A 17,918-nucleotide genomic window follows, 5' to 3' on the forward strand; every position below is an offset into this window, starting at 1 on the left:
GGTTTAGTTCAATCAGATTTGCCTGCCCAAGGGAATCCGCCGTCGATTCAGGCTCAATTCATCCCGCTCTAGATGTTTGATCCAGGCTCACATGACGGCCGCAAGCGGGATATTGGTGCAGCCGTCTCAAGCGGCGACCGTATGTGCGTTTGATTAGGCTCGATTGACCGAGCCGTGTCACGCTCCAGCAGCGGCATTGCTCCATCTCAAGGGCATCGGCCCCGAGTGTGCCGCCATCTTCTACGCGGAAGGGCTGTTCCGGCACGCCTTGCTCGTGCTGGACCAATCCGCTCTGCCAAGGCGTCGGCGCGAGCCCGGCATCTCGAAGGCCGGCAACCCCCGGCTGTGAACCACGATGATCGAGTTGGCCTGGCTGTGGCTGCGCAATCAACCGAGCTCAGCGCTTACCCGCTGGTTCCACGAACGCGTGATGCGCAATTGGGGGCGCCTCAAAAAGACAACCATCGTCGCCCTTGCAAGGAAGCTGCTCGTGGCGCTGTGGAAATACGTGACCGCGGGCGTCGTGATCGAAGGTGCTGTCATGAAGGCCGTCTGACGACATCACACCGATACACTCATCCCTCGAGGCCTGACCAGCCTCGGCGGATCCAGGAGGCGAACCGAGATCCCAGCTGGCTAGAATGCCGTATTAAAGACTGTCTCGCTTTCTGGACCCCTGCCTGTGCCTTGTCCTGAAGCTGGGCAAAGCGTGCCAGCAGTCCTGTGATATCGCCGCCGCGGACCGCATGTTTCGACATCTTCTCTCCACTGCCCGGCGACAGCGAAGTGATCAACCAGGTCGATTTACTGAGTTCCAAAGAAACGAAGATCGCGCCAAGATCGGTGCGGATAGCGGCAGGCGCCGCAGATCGATCGGCTACAACACGCATGATTGGCCTCCACAGAGTTGTTGGTCAGCAACCCCACTCTGCCAGAGCGCAGGTCGCTATCCACCACCGGTCATGGGATCTTTGATGGTTCATCATTGTCGTCCAACTCAATGGATGCACTATGGCCAGGGTCTGCATGGGAGCGCCACAACGACAGAGGCGATCCGTCGGGCGACACAACATAGTCAAGCGAGCCTGAGGTCGCTTTCGAAGCGCTATGTCATCAACCCCAAGACAGTCGCGAAGTGGACTAAGCGGAGTTCGATCGCCAATCTGCCCACCGGCCCCAGGGAGCCTATTTTAGATCGATGGTTCTGTCTGTCGAGGAAGAGGCCCACATCGTCGCCTTCCGCCGCCACACGCGAGGCACTGCTGATGGGCGATCAGCGCAGCGCCCAGGACCGGCAACTGCTTGTGAGCCTTGCACGAGCGCGAGCGTGGATGGCGTGGCGACGCTGCCCGGTAGGGGTTGCGCCGGCATCGGCGCCATCACGATCGACGTTTTAAGCCCGGTGCGATCGCAGTCGGCACGCATATTTGGTCCGCACATGCTGCAGTACCGTCGCCTTCACCTCTATATTCAGCTGCTCGCTGAGGGCTCGCCCATCCTACGGAACTGCCGGACGCGCATAAGCCTGGAGCCGAAGAAGCCGGGCCGCAAGCCGCTGACTGACGGTCTGCCGCGAGAGCGCGTCGAGTATGACCTGCACGAGGACCAGAATGTGGCCCATGCTGCCGCAACCGCATGCGCAGGAAAGCCCCGAGACGAAGACACGGAAGGCGGTAACCAACCGCTGGATGAGAGTCTGATCAACAGTCTCTTCGAGCTCCACTCCCCGCCCTGTGCAGGTCCAGCCAAGCCGACTGCTTTGCACACTTGCCCCAAGCACTTGTTCCTTCTCGCCTTCATTTGACAGGGAACATGAGAGACCACTAGACGACCTTTGCGGACGGCAGCGGCTGGATGAATTTGAAACGGGCAACACTGTGCCGACCGTCGACACTGACGGGCACCTCGCCCTCGATGGTTGCGCGACGAACGACGCGACGCTGGTCGCCGTAATCCTTGGTCGCACAATGCATCGTGGCTCGATTGTCCCAAATAGCAACATCAGCCTGCCTCCACTTCCAGCGCACTGTGTTTTCCTGGGCGGTGACATGAGACTCAAATAGATCGAGGAGCCTCTGGCCGTCATGTTTTGGGACGCCAATGAAACGTGATACATACGAGCCAAGCACCAGGGTACGCTCGCCGGTCTCGGGGTGGACGCGTACTACAGGGTGCTCGGTCTCGATCCTCGGTCCGATAAGGGCTTCAGCAGAGGGCCTCTTATAGGCTCCGGGAAAGCTGTGAACACCCCAGAGGTCGTCGGCTAACCGTTGCAGCGGCAGAGGCAAATCGAGATATGCGGCCGCAGTGTTTGACCACACCGTGTCGCCGCCAATTGGTGGGATCAGAACGCCTCGCAGTACTGCAATCTTCGGGTACGCATCCATGCAGGACCAATCGATATGCCAAACGTCAGCCTGAATATCTCTGGCTTCAGAATCCATATCGAAGATGGGCGTCGTTCCCTCGGGGTATAGCGAAAGCTTCCCGAAGCGAAGAGCAAAGCCTTCCTGCTCGGCGTCGTCGAGATGAGCCTGGTCACGGAAGAAGATGACCTTATGCTCAAGTACCAGACGGTTTATCGCAGCGATGGTCTGATCCGGTAGATCAGCCGACAGCTTGATGTTCCTGATTTCTGCGCCGATGCGCGCCGTGCATTTGACGACATCAGTCCGCGGAATGACACTATCGATCAAGTCCAGTTCACTCATGGTGGCATTCTCCAAAGTTGCGGCCTTTTCTCTCTCTCTCTCTCTGTGCAAAGCAATTCAACTGTGACATTTTTCAGAAGAAGAGTGCCAAGTCCAGCTTTGCCAGCGCTTCCAAATTTTCCTTTCAGCGGGCATCACGGTCAGAGGTTATCGCGGGCTCGTACTCGCTCGTTGCGGCTTCATAATGTTGCCTGTGTTCGATGTTGGGTAGTGTTACATGTCTGCAGCGCGAACGGCACCTGCCTCTACTGGTAGGCTAGTCTGACTCGAGACCTAGAGGTTGGGCTTGTTGGCCCCATCGCGCTCGGTACATTCCTCGCTGACGCAATAGCAGGGTTCAATCCTCACTTCGCTTCACACCCTTGAGGGCCCTCATCGACGATCAGCCAAGCCTCAGTGCCACCAACCCATCTTGTCTGCTTCGGCGAGCAAAGACCTTCTCAAGTGCCCTTGCTTCCCAACTCCCGCTGGCGATGGTACCTGACGCCACCGTCCGCGCCGCCATCGGGGCTGGACGCTCTTGCGATCACAAACGTCATCCCGTCACATAAGCCGGACACATTCGCGCCCGTACCTTGTGCCGCAGAACATCCAGAAAGAGCGCAAGCCAGCGCTGAAGATCGGACTTCCACTTCATGGCCGGCCCTCCATAATGCCGACCACCCATGAATCAGGAGAAGCTACGGGGCGAACGGCGGGGGTATGGCACCATAGTCCGAAAGAAGCGACAGAGGTGCCCATGACTAGGTTAACGATTCGAGTCGTTCGCTTTGTTTGAGCAGAATAGCAGCGTTACGGTTGTCGAAATGAGTTAATCAAACTGGCTGGTGGCGGGACAGGTTACCAGTCTCGAAAGCCAGCGGGTGAAGAAGCTGGAACCGGACCCAGCCGCGCTGCTGAGCCTGATGGAACGTCGAGAGGCAACCGTCATGGTGCTCAAGGCCTTTATAAAGGCGACTTCTGTGGTTTTCTCATACGGGTTCCAACCAAAGAGGGGCGCACGATGCATTGAATGCACTGTGCGTGGCAGTCCACAAGCGGAAGCGTCGCTAGGGACGTCACGGAGAGAGGGGGTAGCCCGACTGGAGAGGTGTTCCTGGCGAGATCGCCGAAGAAGCGAGGCTGGCCGGCCTAGAAGGCGTCCCTGCAGGCGCTCCAAGAATAGCCGCCTGAACAGGCGCGACAGAATCCGCACGGGCAGGAAAAATCCCGGCCGGCAGGCGATCCATCGCTGGTCTGGTCCCCGGCGTTGGCCGGGCAGGATCGAGCGACAGGCCGCCGCCTGGCACGACGCGGTGGATAGCGGATGATGGTAGACTGTCGTCGTCGCCAGGCTACGATGGCCCAGCAGCACCTGAAAATCCGTATGTCCGTGCGGGCTTCCAAAAGGTGGGTGGCGAAGCTGTGGCGCAGGTATGCACGGTCACTCGCTTCTCAATGCCCAGGAGTTCGCAGGTGCCGCTCGGCAGGCGATCCCCAATATCTGCGAATGGATCGGGCCGCGGCCATCGCGCCGGGGAAACACCAACGCCCCGGCTTGGTTAAAGGGTCCTTGCCGTCCTTGCCGCCCTTGCCCTGCTCGACGCGAATGACCATTCGGCTGCTGTCGATATCGTTCACCTTCAGACGCATCGCCTCCGAGGCCCGTAAACCCGCCCCATAGGTGGTCATCAGAGCGACGCTCATGTACACCAATGTGCGGCCACGATCACTTGCTACCTGGCACTTGGCACCATCGCTGGTGCGCGAACATGAAGAGCCGCTAATTGCTCCTGCTCGCCAGGGGTCGGACACGGTGTGATCGACCAATCGACCAAATCGACGGCGCGCTGAAGTATCTCTTTCGTCTGAGCATGACTGGGTGAAGCAGCGATGACATGTCCGATCCAGTCTCCTAAATCGCCGTTCCTGACGATCGGCGTCTTGGATTGAACGTACCATTTGACCTCGGCGACACCGGGTACGGCTGCCGCCCGACTGTCGCCATCGATCCAATCGAGGACGCCATCGCGATCAGGAACCAGGAACCGCGCGGCCGCAGTGTACGAATGCTTTCTTCGTAAGTCCCATTCTTCGCCAATGGCAAGCTTGACGTGCTCCGTGATGAGATCGACACCGTAAGCCAGATGAATCAGTTGGGGAGTAGGCGTGCTGTGAAGCCGCGGATTGACTTCAATGACGACTGGGCCACATTTCGTCCATCGGAATTCAATGCCCGTTGGCCCCCAGCCAAGGCCGAGAGCTCGCAAACAGCTCATGGAAATTTCAGCGATACGCTCATGCTCGTCATCAGTCAGCGGGGCCGGAATGGTGCACTCACGACAGACGAAATGCGGCGGAGGTCCGCAGTCACTGGTGCCAATCCCAATGATCTGATCTCCCATAATGTCGGCCCAATAACTGGGGCCTTGTGCGAATTCTTCGACCAATATTCTCGGTGAAAGCCGCGATATGTGCTTTCTGCCTAATAGATGAGCCGTATGCTCGGCTAACTCGTCGACGTTGTCGCATAATCGGACACCGCTGCTGCCGGTGCCTACTGCTGGCTTAAGAATCACCGGCAGCCCGATCTCAACGGCAAAGCGTTCCACGACTGTCGCATTCGCCGCAACGCGAAAAGCAGGTACTGGAACGCCGGCCTCCGCGAGAAGCTGACGTTGAGTGAGTTTGTCGCAGCATCGTTCAATCGATACGGGGTTCGGTCCCGGTAGATCGAAATACCGGCAAAGCTTGCCAACTGTCGCATAGAACGAGTCCCCGACGGACGTAATGCCAGCAATGTCGTAGGTCGCACTCAGGCGGGAACATTCGCGGATCAGCGCGTCGAGATCGCTTGTATCGACACGCACTGATTCAACCCCTTCCGCCGCAAGATAGTCGTACTGAGTTGGGTCAGCCGACAGCACAATGGGATGAAGACCAAGACGTTGGGCCGCTTGGACGTATAGAAAACCGATTCGCGAACTCAGTTCAATCAGCATAAGGGCTCTTCGTGCCATAGTTATTTATCCTCCCTTGCGTGTTGTTCCTGCGGCCTGAAGATAGCCTGCCGTCATCGTACTCAGCTGTGTCTCACCCGAGACTTCGCAATGAATGTACCATCGTCTGCGACCTGGGGCCGTAAAGATTCTGTAAATTTTATAGGAAGGATCTGTTACTTCACTTCTTCGTTTGGTCACCCGCACAGCATCCGTCATTACAGCTTCCTCGCAAACGGCGCACTGCCTCGTCGAGAAGTTCCTAAATAGGTATGCGGCGTATGGCGCGACAATCTGGATGAGACGGCGTATTGCCTCACGTAACGATGTTCCTCGAGATTCGAGCGTTGCCTCATCCATTTTGCTCCCGGCTTGGGGCTAAGGAGGCCGGGCGCGGAGATGGCCGGGGTTTCGCAGCGCCCGGCCTCCTTAGCGAGCGCCACGGCGCCTCAGTGTGACTCTGCGATCTCCAGGATCGGCGAGCTCCTTGTTCAAGGGGCCAAACAGCAACGCGTCCGCCTGTTCGCTGCGCCAGACCTTTAGCCGGCGCTGAAGCGTTCGAAGCAGTTTGTCCGGGGTAATCGCCGGGATACTCGGCCTGCAGTCGTGACAGAAGTTCGCCGCCGGTTCGCCAAGGTTCGGCTTCGAACCAATTTCGTAAGTCCGCAGTCGCCTTACGAGAGGGTCAGGATGCCGCCGCCCCCATTTGGGTTTCACAATCGGGCGATCCGTCGGCCGGATAGCTCGGTCCTTCCAAGCGGTCCGCAAACTCGCCAGGAAAAGGTCGATTGGCTGAGCTGTTCCGTCAGGGCGCATGGCCGGCATCTGAGATGCGAGCGTCGGCAACCAGACGCTGATGCGGCGTAGCTGGCGGACTATACGTCTTGCGCACACGTGCGCCGTCGCGCTGCTTCGCGATCAACTTGAACGATGGCTGAAAGAAGTTCACGAACAGCCGCGCTGACCGGTAGAGCTTCGCTAGCAGCGTGGCGGCCTCCAGCCCCTCGAACCGACGATATCCGACCATCCTACGCACCACGGCGCCATTCTTGTGCTCGACAAAGGCCTGGTCATTCTTGCGGTAGGGGCGGCAGCGCGTGAAGACGATGTTGGCGGCGGCGCAATAGGCCTTCAATGTCTCGTTCATGAAAACGGTGTCGTTGTCCGTATCCAGGCCGAGAAGCGCGAAGGGCAGTTGCTTGCGCAATTCTGTGAGCACCGTGCTCAACAGCGTCTGTTCGCGAACCAGCAGCGGCGCACATTCCGTCCAGCCGGTCGCGATGTCGGTGAGCACGAGGGAAGCTGCCGCGAGCCGAAGGCCGCTATGGGCCACGAGGTCCGCCTCAACGAAGCCTGGCGCTGGATCGTCCCAATCCGCCGACGTTCTAATGGGAATGCTCCGTCGCAGGGCATGCGCTGCAGGCCGTCGTCGGGGACGTCCCAAGCCTTCTCGGATCGGCCCCAGCGTCCTGTCGATCGTGGCCGCGCTCATCGCCAGCAATTTGCTCCGGATTTCGGGCGCTAGGTCGAAAAGACCGTGCCGTTCCGTCGCCTCGAGAAGGAAGGGCAGCAACGCCTTCAGCCGCTTGCCGGACGCCTCCCAGAAATGAGCGCATTGCGTTCCGCTTCATCATAAATCCGCGGCCGCGCTCGCCGGCCTGCAAACGGCCCCTCACCGCGTCGTAACAGCCGCAACGCGTGCTTGCGGTGAAAGCCCGTGACGACGACGAACTCATCCAAAATTCTCGCCTTCTCCGCTCGCGTCGAAGCACGATAGCGCTCTGAAACCGCCGTCGTCAGTTCTTTCCTTGTCGCCATGCTCAGCCGTCCCATAGTCGCCCCTGCTCTTAGCCCTGGGTAGGAAGCAACTTATGTGAGGCAACGGTTGAACATTCAGGAACATTTTCGACGAGGCAATGCGAGTCTCACCTTGTTTGTCGCCGCGCAGCGGCGTCTCCGGCCCATTGATTTCTTGGTTACAACGGTCAGATCGAGCGTTTGCAGATGGTCCTATGAGCACGTTAGGGAGTTCCGGACGAGCTCATTGTGAGGCGCTGATAGTTGTGCGTCAAGTTCTGCAGAATGGCACATGGTGTGTCCGTCGCGAAGCCTCTGTGCAGCGGAGCGGCGGGCGCACCGGCCGCTTCAGGAGGCCAATGCCCTCAGGCTCTCCTTCTTGTGTTCGCGCAGATGCCCCATGTTGAGGTAGCGGGTCGCCTCGAGCCAAGGTCTCATGGATCTCCACCGCGCACGAGCCGCAGACAGTTCTGCGGATTGGGGAAGATGCGCACGACCAGTGTGCGCAGTTTGATCTCCTGGTTCAGCCCCTCAGCATGTTCGTCGACTTCATGTGCTTGTGATAGAAGCTCAGCGTCTCCTCTATGTTGTCTTCCACTCGCCCTCGCCGACGAGTACGACAACAGAACTGTCGGGTCTTGCCAGCTTGGCGCCCATGCCGAGAGCCCCATCCCAGACCTGACGCTGAAAAAGGAAACGACCTGGCCGCCGGGCAAGAACATCCTGCAGCAGCAGGCAAGGTTCGAAGCTTTCGTCAAGGAATTCAATGAGGAAAGGCCGCAGGAAGCGCTCGACTTGAAAGTGCCGGCCGAACTCTACACGTCCCCTTCAAGAACCTATGAGGGACTGCCGACAAAGAAGGGGCAGACTCGGCACCATGACCGACGACTAAAGGCGGAATGGCACCACCACTCTGTTCGCCACCCCTCAACGGCTCGACGGCACGGTCATCGCTCGCAACATGCTGCGCTGGCGGCGTTGGATGCGTACGCACAGACCCCGTGCTGGATGGACAGATGTGCCCATGCGCCTGGAGCGCCAGCATGCGCCCGTGCGATCGACGCTTGCGATCTGCTGGTTCCTTCTTCACGGCAGAGCCGATAGATCCGTTGATTCTCTGACAGCTCGCCTTCGCCGGAGCAGGATGGACAGCCCCCATAGAATACGAATAGAGGTCGACATATCAAGCGATATCAACTTGCGAAACATTGCATGCGTTTAGATATTATTGAAAAATGCCTTACTCAGTTAAAACTTATGCGACATACACTTAATTTAAAATAACATTATGCGCTGCGGGGATACGATAGACCTTCGGCGATGCCGGCCCAATCTTAGAAGCCGGCAGCTTTGTAGACCAGTGACAAAATTCGGCGCAATTGACTGCCGAGCATGGACTATGGAAACGCCTCCGATGAGTAGTGTCTCTCAACGTCGATGGATAGCAACTAGAGTGTCCGGCCAGTTGTCTTTGGCCCCGACGATGCATTTTCCAACGGCAGCCGGAGAAGCGTTTGCGGGCGAGTTCAGCCGATTTCTCTACCAGACTGACGGCGTTGCTAAACCCGAGCAGTTGTTCGACCTGTTATCTGCTTTTGCCCTGAATTTCAACTGCCCTTGGATTGCTTATGGCTCACTGACGCCCGACAACAAATTCTTGAAGCCGGCCCCGCACGATCCGGCGCTCATGCAGAACTATCCTGATGAATGGCAGGAGCGCTATTTCGAAATGGGCTATGACAGGATAGACCCGATCATCAAGACAAGTCGAAAGCGCGTAGGCGCGTTTCGATGGAGTGAGGTGTACAACGACGCAAGCACAACTGAAGACGAACGGCGCGTTTTCGATGAAGCTGCGACGTTCGGTTTAAGGTCAGGCATTAGCGTACCATTACACGGCCCAAATGGCAATTTTGCGATCATGAGCTTTGCTCAAGATTTGGACCGAGATTTCCAAAATTGCGCAATAACGTACTTGCAAATTGCTGCATTTCATTTCTATATTATGGTAGAACAGTTTGCGAACTCGCGCGTCAAAGAGGATGTAGCTGACCTATCTCCAAGAGAGAAGGAGTGTATTCTGTGGACAGCAAGAGGGAAATCGTCGTGGGAAATAGGAATAGTTCTGGGAATATCCGTAAATACTGTGAATTTTCATATAAAAAATGCAATGCGAAAACTTGATACCACAAGCAGAACGGTCGCTGCTATAAAGGCCGTAAACTTCAAGCTCATCGAGTTGTGAAAAGCAGAGGCGAACAGATTGTGGTCATCAAGTTATACAAAGTCGACCGGCTTTTTGCGGGTGACCTCCATACGTCGCCGCAATGATCGTCGCCGGTAGCATGCCCACGCCTGGGATCGTAGCCAGACGCTGGCTTGTCTCGCTTTGCTCGTAAGATCCCTCCGATCTCGTCGGTCAACCGCTTTATCCGCTTGTCTGTCTCGGCCAACTGCTCGAAGAGCAAACTCACCGGCATCCGGGCCGCTTCCGGGAGTGATCCAGTTGTCCCTTCAATCGATCGACATTCTGCGCGCCATTTGCCGCTGTGACACCGAACTCCGTCATGTGGGCCCGGATCGCGTTGCCGATCTCCGTCCGCCGCCGGATGTCCACAATTTCGACTGCGCGAGGGACTATGCCGCTTGGCCCGGCCTCACACCCAAACCGCACTCCACCGGAGGCAAGCAGAGGGTGGGAAACAGAAAGTCGCGCGTGAGCAGGCGCCACTTTTGATGGCGACAAACCGCATAGAGGGGCGCGTCACTGCTTCGCAGATGGTGGCCGCGCGTCCGCAGTCACGTAAGGCTCACATGAGGAGGATTGGATCAAGTATGGATTTTCAGGTCATCGTTTTCTCCTCTGGTGTTTCGGATCCAAGGTCCGAACCCTTCATTGGAACGCGTGTCGCAGTCGACCTGCGCGCTCAAGCTCACATACGGTCGCCGAGATAACGGCTGCACCAGAATTCCGCATCCTGCGGACAGGGCTCGCGAGGACGGGACCATTCTTAACTACGGCGTGCGACGCCAAACCCTACGCCGGTTCGTCCCCCCGGTTCCGCCGGAACTGATCGGGTCCCGGTGGAATTGGTTTTAGTTTTCCGGGTAGCGGCCAGGCGGCCTTCATTCCGGCGCCCTCGATCACGACACCGCCGGTCACGTACTTCCACAGAGCGACAAGCAGTTTGCGCGCCAGAGCGACGATCGTGACTTTCCTGGTGCGTGGGCCGAACCGGCGGACTCTCTCGTGATACCAGCGTGCAAGCGCCGAACCCGGCTGATGCCGCAGCCAGAGCCAGGCCATTCCACGGCAATGGCGCGCAAACGGGGATTGCCCGCCTTCGAGACACCCTGTTCGTGGTTGATCGTGCCACTCTTCCAGGGTGTGGGCGCAAGACCGGCATAGGCCGCGACCTGGCGCCTGTTCGCGAATTTCCGGAACAGGCCTTCGGACCACAAGGCGCCGGCAAAACCGGGGCCAATGCCCTTGAGCTCAAGCAACATCCGAGCCGGCTCCAGTGCGGAACCGGCGGCCGGAGCCTCCTCCAAGAGCGCATCACGCTCCGCCTTCACGGCCTCGATCTGCCGGTTCAGCAGCTCGATGACTTCCAGCTCGCGCAGGGCCAGCGTCTTGAGATGTTTCGGAAGCGGCCGCCCGTCTCCGGTGCGCAGAGGCTCCAGGCGTTCCCGGCGGTCCTTGTTCCGAGGCTCGTACCCGACGATCCCTTGCGCGAAGAACAGACCCTTCAACCGGTTTACATGACGGATACGCTCTCCATCAGAGTCTTCAGTTCCCGGCAAAGGCGCCGACGATCCTCTTCTTCCGGTGTCGGTACGCAAACCATCGAACAGACCCGCGGTTCGCCCCTTTTCCACGCCATGAGTGTGCGAACAAGCGCCTCCCCGTCGATCCGATCTGTCTTGGCGCGGCGATGCCGGCGCGAAACCGCGATCGAAGCTGGGTCAACGACGTGGCTCTCGATCCCTTCCGCGACCAGGGCGCGGTGAATCCAGAACCCGTCCAGTCCGGCTTCCTGGATCACGATTACTGGGACAATCCGGCCGGTCCGGCGGCGGACATGGCGTTGCAGATCCGAAAACCGCTCCAGCAGCCCCGGCATATCCCCACCCCGCACCTGATGCCTCGACAGCTTGGACCCCACGGGGGCCGCAAGGGTGGTCACCAGCCACGTCGAGCGGCTGAGCTCCAGAGAAACGAAAATCGCGCCGCACTCAACGGTCGCAATCGTATGTGCGGTGGTCATTCTGGCAGTCTGCATGGCAAAGGTCTCCATCGAGAAAGTGAGCGACCCAACTCTTCCAGAGCTAGGCGCGCGCGTCTCCTCCTCATGGAAGCTTCACATAGGACGGTGGCATCAGCCGGACGTCACGTCCCACACCTGCAGCCTGCGCCCCCCAGTTGTGAGCACCTGCGCAAGCCTCCATGCCGATCAGGCATCGTGGGCGCTTCTCGAAAAATGCGAGCAACTGGCCTCGACCAAACTGGCGGCGCACGAGAACCCGACCATTCTCGTCGACACCATGAACCTGGAAAACGCTCTTTGCTAGGTCGATACCAACTGTGGCAAGCTCGAACAAAAGGCTCCTCTATGCGGGATGATGACTTCCCGACTATGGCGCAATGCGACGCCGAGAACAGGAGCCATCCACATGAGGTAATCGCCGCAGCGGCGGCCCTGAGAGCCAACCACGACTAGACACCGGGCCCAGCATCAACGGAGAACAGCCATGACAGAATATATCGGTCTCAACGTGTCGATGAAAGAGACGTCTGTGTCGATCCGCCGTGAAGGCGAACGAATCTGGCGCGGAAAGTGCGCATTTGATTCCAACATCATTGCCGAATTTGTCCGCAAGCGGGCACCGGCCGCAAAGCGCATCATGTTCGAAACCGGTCCTCTGTCGGTATGGTTCTATCATTCCCTACGCAGCGGCGGATTGCCAGCAGTCTGCATCGACTCTCGCCATGCCAAAGCTGCGCTTGATATGGGCGAACAAGACGGACGCGAACGATGCCGACGGTTCGGCGCATCTTGCTGAAGCTGGGTTCTTTCGCGAGGTGCGGGTTAAAGGCTTCGACAGCATGTTGATTCGCACGCTCGTGGCAGCACGCACCCGACTGGTCCGGATCACCCTCGAGCCCAACCAGATCCGAGGTATGACCCGGATTAAACCGGACTGCTCTAGCAGGCTTCTCTGATTGGGTCGTTGAGGTCAAGCTCCTCCTGATATTTTTCCGGACCATGTCGCCCCGCGGGAAACCGGTCAGTCGCTGCGACATCCAACTTCAGGTCCACCAGAGAACAAGATCTGGCCGCGCAAATCCGAAAAAACAGTTCAGCAGCACGCGACGCTTCCCGTTGCCTGATTGGCCGGTGACCCCATGAACGAAACCGCCATCTATCAGGGCGATATCCCCGGCCTCAAGCTGGACGTCGCGAGAAGGTATGCCCTTGAGATAGGCTGCCGAATAGGGATAGCCCGTGGTTTCCACCCCCTGCGACTTTCGGTCGGCAACCGACGGCTTGTGGCTCCAGAGCCGCAGATTGCCACCTTCCCCCGACATGCTGGGGTAGAAATTGAGCGCTGCGACGGTGTTGTGCGCGACCGCAGAAAACTCGTAATTGTTCCCAGCACGTAACACTTGAGCGACGTCGTCGTGGGGGTCCAAGGAAAATGTGCCGCTGCCGGTCCAACTTAGAGCCCGACAAACGTTAGCCTGACCGTGCTCTGAACGGGCCAGCCGCAATTCAATGCCACCTTTGTGAAGCTCGCGCTTCAATGCGTCGAACAATGCTCGAACTGGGTCAACTAAATTGCCTAAAAGGGCATCAACGTGCGGCCGTGCATTTTCCGCCTCCTTGAAATAGGTGGCTGCATCCTTCCTGTAGTGGGATGCGCCGACATATTGTCCGGGGACGCCATCTTTGCGCTCGTCGAGACCGGGACTGCCAAAAAACTTCCTGGTGATCTCCTCGGCTACTTCGGTGCTGAAAGCCTGTCTGATATGCAGAGCCGTGATCTCACCTTTCAGGACCGAGATGATTTCCGCAATGCTGATCGAGCCGGTTCGTTCTTTGATCGTAAGAGGCGAGATGGCCGGCGTTTGAGCTACTTGGTTAGTCGCCATTGGTTTTCTCCCGTAGTGCATGATCGAGGATGGCGATGCCGTGATCGAGCTCGACATCTGAGATGGTTATCGGCGGAAGGACTTTGATGACGTCGCGATTTGGCCCCGAGGATTCGATCAGCAGGCCGTTTTCGAACGCGACATCGTGCACCCGGTCAACAACGGCCTGCGAACGGCACTTGAGGCCGGCCATCAGACCACGGCCGCGCTTTTGTTCGATGCACTTGGGGAATTTCGCAACAAGGCGATCAAGGTGATCTTGCAGTTTGTCGGCCGTCCGCTCGACGGCTGTAGTAAACTGCCTATCGGACCACATTGTGCACATGGCCGCTGAAGTCACGAAGGCGAGATTATTGCCTCTGAAGGTCCCGCTATGTTCTCCCGGATTCCATATGTCCATGTCGGGGCGAATCAGAACTATGGACAACGGATTACCTGAACCGCTTAGCGATTTCGAAAGACACACGATGTCTGGCTCGATTTTCGCGAACTCGAACGAGAAGAAATCGCCCGTTCGTCCCGAGCCAGCCTGAATGTCATCGACGATGAAAACAACGTCGTGCTTACGGCAAATGCGCTGAATTTCTGAGAGCCATGGTGCGGATGCGGTGTTCATGCCGCCTTCTGCCTGGATGGGCTCCAGGATGATTGCTGCCGGCTTCTCTATCCCGCTGCCTGGGTCGCCCAACACGTGATCAATGTAACTCGCGGAATCGAAGGTCTGGTTCGGATAGTTCTCGTAAGGAACACGGATCACATCGTGGCGAGCAACGCCGCCAAGCTGTCTCGTTGACGCTGAACCCGACACCGCCAAGGAGCCGAGCGACATGCCATGGTACGCATTTGTGAAGGCCATGACACTCGAGCGGCCGGTATATTTTCGCGCCAGCGCCAACGCCGCTTCGTTAGCGGTTGTCCCGGTTGGCCCAGGAAACTGTATCTTGTAAGAAAGGCCCCGGGGCTTCAGGATCGACTCGACAAACACTGCGATGAAATCACGCTTTGCAGCTGTATACATATCAAGTGACAACACAATATTTTTATCGTTGAGATATTGAATTGCCGGCACCATAATATCTGGATTGTTATGACCGTAGTTGAGCGCGCCGGACCCCACGAAGAAATCAATATAGGGTTTGCCGGTCTCGTCCCAGATTGTCGCCCCAAGGGACTTTGTAAAGACTGTGGGATACGATCGCCCATAGCGGCGAACGTTAGACTCGTAAGCTGCGAAAATGTCGATATCCATTAAAGGGCCTCTCTATATGCGGCTCGCGATGAACGCTGCAGGTTCCTGTTCACGCATCCAAACCATTCGTTTCGACGATTAGCTACGGCCAATCTCGGACTAAAGCGAACATATCATTGTCCGCGACTTGCATTCGCAAAGACTCTGTAAATTTGTTTGACGAATCTGTTGCAGCGCTTTGGGTATCGATAGCGTGGCAGTCAGTACTCGCCTTTACGGCAACGCTAGCGGTGGCGTTGTTGGCGAGCGCGACCGACACAACCGTACGGGTTTTTTCCAGCATGACTGCAACCACGATGCTTGTATTTCTCTACGTCGGCTGTGACGGCAGCCTTGCCGACGAGTAGCTGTGGCAGATGGCGATTTCTCACTTCGATGTGACGGCGAGACCTGTGCTTGCTCAGGTTTCGTTTGAGGCGCGGATGAGCCGGACCGCGAATTGGCGGCAGAACTGGAACTGACCGCAGCCTCTAATTGTGGCCGCCGTGCCGGTGATTGCGCTGTTTCCTGGGCGGCACGTTGGCCCACCTTCTCGCTTCACGCCATATACAATGCCTCAGTCGGCCCTCCCGAGGTAACGGCCGCACTGCAGGCCACGGGCGGAGCACGCGGGGTGGTGTTCGGCATCAACGAGCTGACGCAGAATCGACCGCGCCTGCTTCGAGAAGGCGCGATCGATGCAGTTATCGACCACCCGGTGTTCGCCACCTTACCGTGTGGTGACGATGGCGCGGCTTTTGGAGCGCAGCACGTCTAAGAGTTCCCACCCTTACACTGGTCAACATTCATACGATCGAAAACGCTGGCTCTGGCGACGCCACTGGCGATGTGTCCGATGCCGCTTTTTGTACGCAAGGTTTCACTCTGTCCGACATCCGACAATTGTTGGATGTGAGACAGGGCGTCAAATCCGCTAACCCGGTGTTTTAATCCAATCGTCCTCTCTGGCACGCTCTGTGCAGCGCGACTTGCGAATGCATCAGCACGAAAATAGTCCCATGATCACACTCACTGAAAACGCCGTCGCCGCCGTCAAGGCCGCGCTTTCCCGCGCCGACGAACCGGCGGAAGGCTTTCGTATCATGGTCGAGGCGGGCGGCTGCGCCGGCCTCAAATACCTGATGGGTCTGGAAAGCGGCTCGCGCGAGGGCGATGCTATCATGGAGACGGACGGGTTCAAGGTGTTCGTCGACGCAAACTCCCAGCCCCATCTCGCCGGTATGACCGTTGACTTTGTCACGGACCTGGAGTCCTCGGGCTTTGTCTTCGACAATCCCAATGCGCGGGACAAATGCGCCTGCGGCAAGTCCTTCGGCTAGCCGCCATAACGACAAGGATCGGAGCCATGCGGGGTGACACCGACAACGTCTACCTCATCAGCGACAAGGTGTATTTCATCAACCCGAACACTGTCGGCGCTTTGGACATCCCCAAAGCGGCCGGCAAGGTCGGCGCCGTCGCCTACGGCGATGGGCTTAAATTGACGATGGCTTTCGACCGTAAGACGCAGACGATCTCCGCCGCAACGTTCCAGACCTTCGGCCGCGGCTCGGACATAACCGCTTCCTCGCCGGTTACCGAATTCATCGTCGGCAAGACCATCGATGAAGCCCTTCAGATCACCGATCAGGACATGGCGGATTTTCTCGGCGCCCTGCCGCCGCACACGACATACTCATCGCTCGACCGCCTCATCCTGGAGCGCGGCTTGCGGCTGATGAGCGAGTTCTTCCGTGCTGTGAGGCAGGCTTTCGAGGAGACGCCAGGATTCTCACGCCTCGTCCTCGTCAAGGCATCATCGCCATGAGCGACGTGATCGAACCATTTCTCGTGATGATAGGCTGCGATGAGCCGCAGACCCTTCCCCTCAGCCTTCCCCCACCGAACCCTAATTCTGCGTGGAGTTCGAGCGAGTGGGTTTTCGCTAAACAGCCTCAACGGTGGAACGCGCTGCAAAACGTGCAGTGGGACGTTTCCCAGCTTTTGCCCCGTCTCGTAAGCCAGCAGAGGCGCTCCCTTGCTCAGCGGAAGGTCGCGTAAGCAATGCCATATGCGGTTAAGGAAATTTTCTACACCCTTCAAGGTGAAGGACGAAATGCCGGGCGGGCTGCCGTATTTTGTCGTTTCACCGGCTGTAACCTTTGGTCGGGACGTGAAGGCGACCGGGCAAGTGCATTCTGCCGATTCTGCGACACGGATTTCGTTGGGGTAGATGGCCCCGGTGGCGGACATTTTGCCACCGCACAAGAGCTTGCGTTGGCGGTCGAACAAGCCTGGCGCGGGTCGGGAACTGGGCAGCGTCTTGTCGTGCTCACCGGAGGGGAACCCCTCCTCCAGATCGATGAAGAACTCCTGGAAGCGCTGCATTCCTTGGCGTTTGAAATTGCCGTGGAGACCAACGGTACCATCCCCACACCCGCCGGCATCGACTGGCTGTGCGTCAGTCCGAAATGCAATGCACGGCTCGTGGTCATGGCAGGGGACGAGCTAAAACTTGTATATCCTCAGATTGGCGCGGAGCCCGAACATTTCGAACTTCTCCCGTTTGAGCACCTTTTGCTTCAGCCGATGGATGGGCCCGAGCGCGAGGCGAATACGGCCGCCGCAGTGGCCTATTGTCTTGCCAACCCACGTTGGCGCCTGAGCCTGCAAACCCACAAACTTCTCGGGATCCCATGAAAATTACGCAAGCTTTCACCTTCGAGGCAGCGCACTGTCTTCCGCGCGTGCCAAAGACCCATCGCTGTCACCGCGTGCATGGCCACTCATACCGTGTGGAACTGCGTCTGGAAGGGCCCGTCGATCCAGACACGGGCTTTGTCATCGATTTCTTCGATGTCGAGGCTATGCTCGGACCGCTTCTACAACGTCTCGACCATCAGTATCTGAATGAGATTGAGGGTCTCGACAATCCGACAGCGGAAAACATTGCGGTCTGGATCTGGCACCAAACCAAGCCGCTTCTTGGCCAAATGTGCTCGGTAACAGTTTATGAGACACCGCTGTGCTGGGCTGAATACGGGGGTTGA

Annotated in this window: 11 protein-coding genes and 13 pseudogenes; 11 read left to right on the forward strand and 13 right to left on the reverse strand. The window is 58.0% G+C overall.

From position 1 onward, the window contains the following. Positions 1 to 196 precede the first annotated feature (196 nt). A pseudogene (locus FCU66_RS42275) lies at positions 197 to 556 on the forward strand (IS110 family transposase); the annotation flags it as partial. A 124-nt stretch (positions 557 to 680) separates the two neighbouring features. On the opposite strand, the pseudogene FCU66_RS31785 reads toward FCU66_RS42275, so the two are convergent. Beyond that, positions 681 to 890, reverse strand: a pseudogene (locus FCU66_RS31785) (IS110 family transposase); the annotation flags it as partial. Positions 891 to 1,004: 114 nt separating this feature from the next. Between FCU66_RS31785 and FCU66_RS31790 the strand changes: the two are divergent. Next, positions 1,005 to 1,252 (forward strand): annotated as a pseudogene (locus tag FCU66_RS31790) (IS481 family transposase); the annotation flags it as partial. A gap of 38 nt (positions 1,253 to 1,290) precedes the next feature. Here the strand turns inward: FCU66_RS31790 and FCU66_RS31795 are convergent. From FCU66_RS31795 to FCU66_RS42285, 7 genes and pseudogenes are all read right to left on the reverse strand, one after another. Beyond that, positions 1,291 to 1,495, reverse strand: a pseudogene (locus tag FCU66_RS31795) (IS66 family transposase); the annotation flags it as partial. A 328-nt stretch (positions 1,496 to 1,823) separates the two neighbouring features. Continuing rightward, positions 1,824 to 2,711, reverse strand: a complete 888-nt coding sequence (locus FCU66_RS31800) for a TauD/TfdA dioxygenase family protein (protein ID WP_136621320.1) — start codon at positions 2,709 to 2,711, stop codon at positions 1,824 to 1,826. 1,147 nt (positions 2,712 to 3,858) lie between these two features. Beyond that, positions 3,859 to 4,012: pseudogene (locus tag FCU66_RS42930) on the reverse strand (transposase); the annotation flags it as partial. Positions 4,013 to 4,145: 133 nt separating this feature from the next. Further along, positions 4,146 to 4,382, reverse strand: a complete 237-nt coding sequence (locus tag FCU66_RS42605; RefSeq protein ID WP_281285565.1) for a tyrosine-type recombinase/integrase — start codon at positions 4,380 to 4,382, stop codon at positions 4,146 to 4,148. 44 nt (positions 4,383 to 4,426) lie between these two features. Then, positions 4,427 to 5,710: an ATP-grasp domain-containing protein gene (locus FCU66_RS31810; protein WP_136621318.1), complete on the reverse strand. Its 1,284-nt coding sequence runs from the start codon at positions 5,708 to 5,710 to the stop codon at positions 4,427 to 4,429. A 408-nt stretch (positions 5,711 to 6,118) separates the two neighbouring features. Continuing rightward, positions 6,119 to 7,522: pseudogene (locus FCU66_RS31815) on the reverse strand (ISNCY family transposase). Between the two features lie 312 nt (positions 7,523 to 7,834). Further along, positions 7,835 to 8,084: pseudogene (locus FCU66_RS42285) on the reverse strand (transposase); the annotation flags it as partial. Positions 8,085 to 8,164: 80 nt separating this feature from the next. Here FCU66_RS42285 and FCU66_RS42290 point away from each other — a divergent pair. Together FCU66_RS42290 and FCU66_RS31830 are read left to right on the forward strand one after the other, a co-directional pair. Beyond that, positions 8,165 to 8,338 (forward strand): annotated as a pseudogene (locus FCU66_RS42290) (IS481 family transposase); the annotation flags it as partial. Between the two features lie 601 nt (positions 8,339 to 8,939). Further along, positions 8,940 to 9,731 carry a LuxR family transcriptional regulator gene (locus FCU66_RS31830; RefSeq protein ID WP_246094114.1) on the forward strand — a complete coding sequence of 264 codons (792 nt, stop codon included), beginning with the start codon at positions 8,940 to 8,942 and terminating at the stop codon, positions 9,729 to 9,731. A 72-nt stretch (positions 9,732 to 9,803) separates the two neighbouring features. On the opposite strand, the pseudogene FCU66_RS42935 reads toward FCU66_RS31830, so the two are convergent. Next, positions 9,804 to 10,094 (reverse strand): annotated as a pseudogene (locus FCU66_RS42935) (IS110 family transposase); the annotation flags it as partial. Between FCU66_RS42935 and FCU66_RS31835 the strand changes: the two are divergent. After that, positions 10,092 to 10,217, forward strand: a pseudogene (locus tag FCU66_RS31835) (transposase); the annotation flags it as partial. The pseudogenes FCU66_RS42935 and FCU66_RS31835 overlap by 3 nt on opposite strands. 387 nt (positions 10,218 to 10,604) lie before the next feature. Here FCU66_RS31835 and FCU66_RS31840 read toward each other — a convergent pair. Both FCU66_RS31840 and FCU66_RS31845 read right to left on the reverse strand, forming a co-directional pair. Next, positions 10,605 to 11,754: pseudogene (locus FCU66_RS31840) on the reverse strand (IS110 family RNA-guided transposase); the annotation flags it as partial. A gap of 91 nt (positions 11,755 to 11,845) precedes the next feature. Next, positions 11,846 to 12,088: pseudogene (locus FCU66_RS31845) on the reverse strand (IS110 family transposase); the annotation flags it as partial. 150 nt (positions 12,089 to 12,238) lie between these two features. On the opposite strand from FCU66_RS31845, the pseudogene FCU66_RS31850 reads away from it, so the two are divergent. Beyond that, a pseudogene (locus tag FCU66_RS31850) lies at positions 12,239 to 12,677 on the forward strand (IS110 family transposase); the annotation flags it as partial. Positions 12,678 to 12,797: 120 nt separating this feature from the next. On the opposite strand, the gene FCU66_RS31855 reads toward FCU66_RS31850, so the two are convergent. Together FCU66_RS31855 and ectB are read right to left on the reverse strand one after the other, a co-directional pair. Then, positions 12,798 to 13,640 carry a 2OG-Fe(II)-dependent halogenase WelO5 family protein gene (locus FCU66_RS31855; protein ID WP_136621316.1) on the reverse strand — a complete coding sequence of 281 codons (843 nt, stop codon included), beginning with the start codon at positions 13,638 to 13,640 and terminating at the stop codon, positions 12,798 to 12,800. After that, positions 13,630 to 14,889 carry a diaminobutyrate--2-oxoglutarate transaminase gene (gene ectB / locus FCU66_RS31860; RefSeq protein ID WP_136621315.1) on the reverse strand — a complete coding sequence of 420 codons (1,260 nt, stop codon included), beginning with the start codon at positions 14,887 to 14,889 and terminating at the stop codon, positions 13,630 to 13,632. The genes FCU66_RS31855 and ectB overlap by 11 nt, the downstream gene beginning before the upstream one ends. Before the next feature lie 616 nt (positions 14,890 to 15,505). Between ectB and FCU66_RS41410 the strand changes: the two genes are divergently transcribed. From FCU66_RS41410 to queD, 5 genes are all read left to right on the forward strand, one after another. Continuing rightward, on the forward strand, positions 15,506 to 15,646 hold the full coding sequence (locus tag FCU66_RS41410; RefSeq protein ID WP_168992118.1) for a hypothetical protein: 141 nt from the start codon (positions 15,506 to 15,508) through the stop codon (positions 15,644 to 15,646). A 241-nt stretch (positions 15,647 to 15,887) separates the two neighbouring features. Next, positions 15,888 to 16,208, forward strand: coding sequence for an iron-sulfur cluster assembly accessory protein (locus FCU66_RS31865; RefSeq protein ID WP_136621321.1), 321 nt, complete (start codon positions 15,888 to 15,890; stop codon positions 16,206 to 16,208). Between the two features lie 26 nt (positions 16,209 to 16,234). Beyond that, a complete protein-coding gene (locus FCU66_RS31870; protein ID WP_136621314.1) occupies positions 16,235 to 16,696 on the forward strand; it encodes an iron-sulfur cluster assembly scaffold protein in 462 nt (153 codons plus the stop codon). A 236-nt stretch (positions 16,697 to 16,932) separates the two neighbouring features. Beyond that, positions 16,933 to 17,568: a 7-carboxy-7-deazaguanine synthase gene (gene queE, locus FCU66_RS31880; protein WP_136621312.1), complete on the forward strand. Its 636-nt coding sequence runs from the start codon at positions 16,933 to 16,935 to the stop codon at positions 17,566 to 17,568. Next, the gene (queD, locus tag FCU66_RS31885; RefSeq protein WP_136621311.1) at positions 17,565 to 17,918 is read left to right on the forward strand and encodes a 6-carboxytetrahydropterin synthase QueD; all 354 of its coding nucleotides are present in this window, start codon (positions 17,565 to 17,567) and stop codon (positions 17,916 to 17,918) included. The genes queE and queD overlap by 4 nt, the downstream gene beginning before the upstream one ends.

Source organism: Mesorhizobium norvegicum (assembly GCF_004919685.1).
GTDB classification, from domain to species: Bacteria; Pseudomonadota; Alphaproteobacteria; order Rhizobiales; family Rhizobiaceae; genus Mesorhizobium; species Mesorhizobium norvegicum.

Bases quoted from the DNA above. Each gene is read 5' to 3' on its own strand.
- FCU66_RS31800 (WP_136621320.1), bottom strand. From the start codon at position 2,711: ATGAGTGAACTGGACTTGATCGATAGTGTCATTCCGCGGACTGATGTC.
- ectB (WP_136621315.1), bottom strand. From the start codon at position 14,889: ATGGATATCGACATTTTCGCAGCTTACGAGTCTAACGTTCGCCGCTAT.
- queE (WP_136621312.1), top strand. From the start codon at position 16,933: ATGCCATATGCGGTTAAGGAAATTTTCTACACCCTTCAAGGTGAAGGA.
- queD (WP_136621311.1), top strand. From the start codon at position 17,565: ATGAAAATTACGCAAGCTTTCACCTTCGAGGCAGCGCACTGTCTTCCG.
- FCU66_RS42605 (WP_281285565.1), bottom strand. From the start codon at position 4,382: ATGACCACCTATGGGGCGGGTTTACGGGCCTCGGAGGCGATGCGTCTG.
- FCU66_RS31855 (WP_136621316.1), bottom strand. From the start codon at position 13,640: ATGGCGACTAACCAAGTAGCTCAAACGCCGGCCATCTCGCCTCTTACG.
- FCU66_RS31870 (WP_136621314.1), top strand. From the start codon at position 16,235: ATGCGGGGTGACACCGACAACGTCTACCTCATCAGCGACAAGGTGTAT.
- FCU66_RS31810 (WP_136621318.1), bottom strand. From the start codon at position 5,710: ATGGCACGAAGAGCCCTTATGCTGATTGAACTGAGTTCGCGAATCGGT.
- FCU66_RS31865 (WP_136621321.1), top strand. From the start codon at position 15,888: ATGATCACACTCACTGAAAACGCCGTCGCCGCCGTCAAGGCCGCGCTT.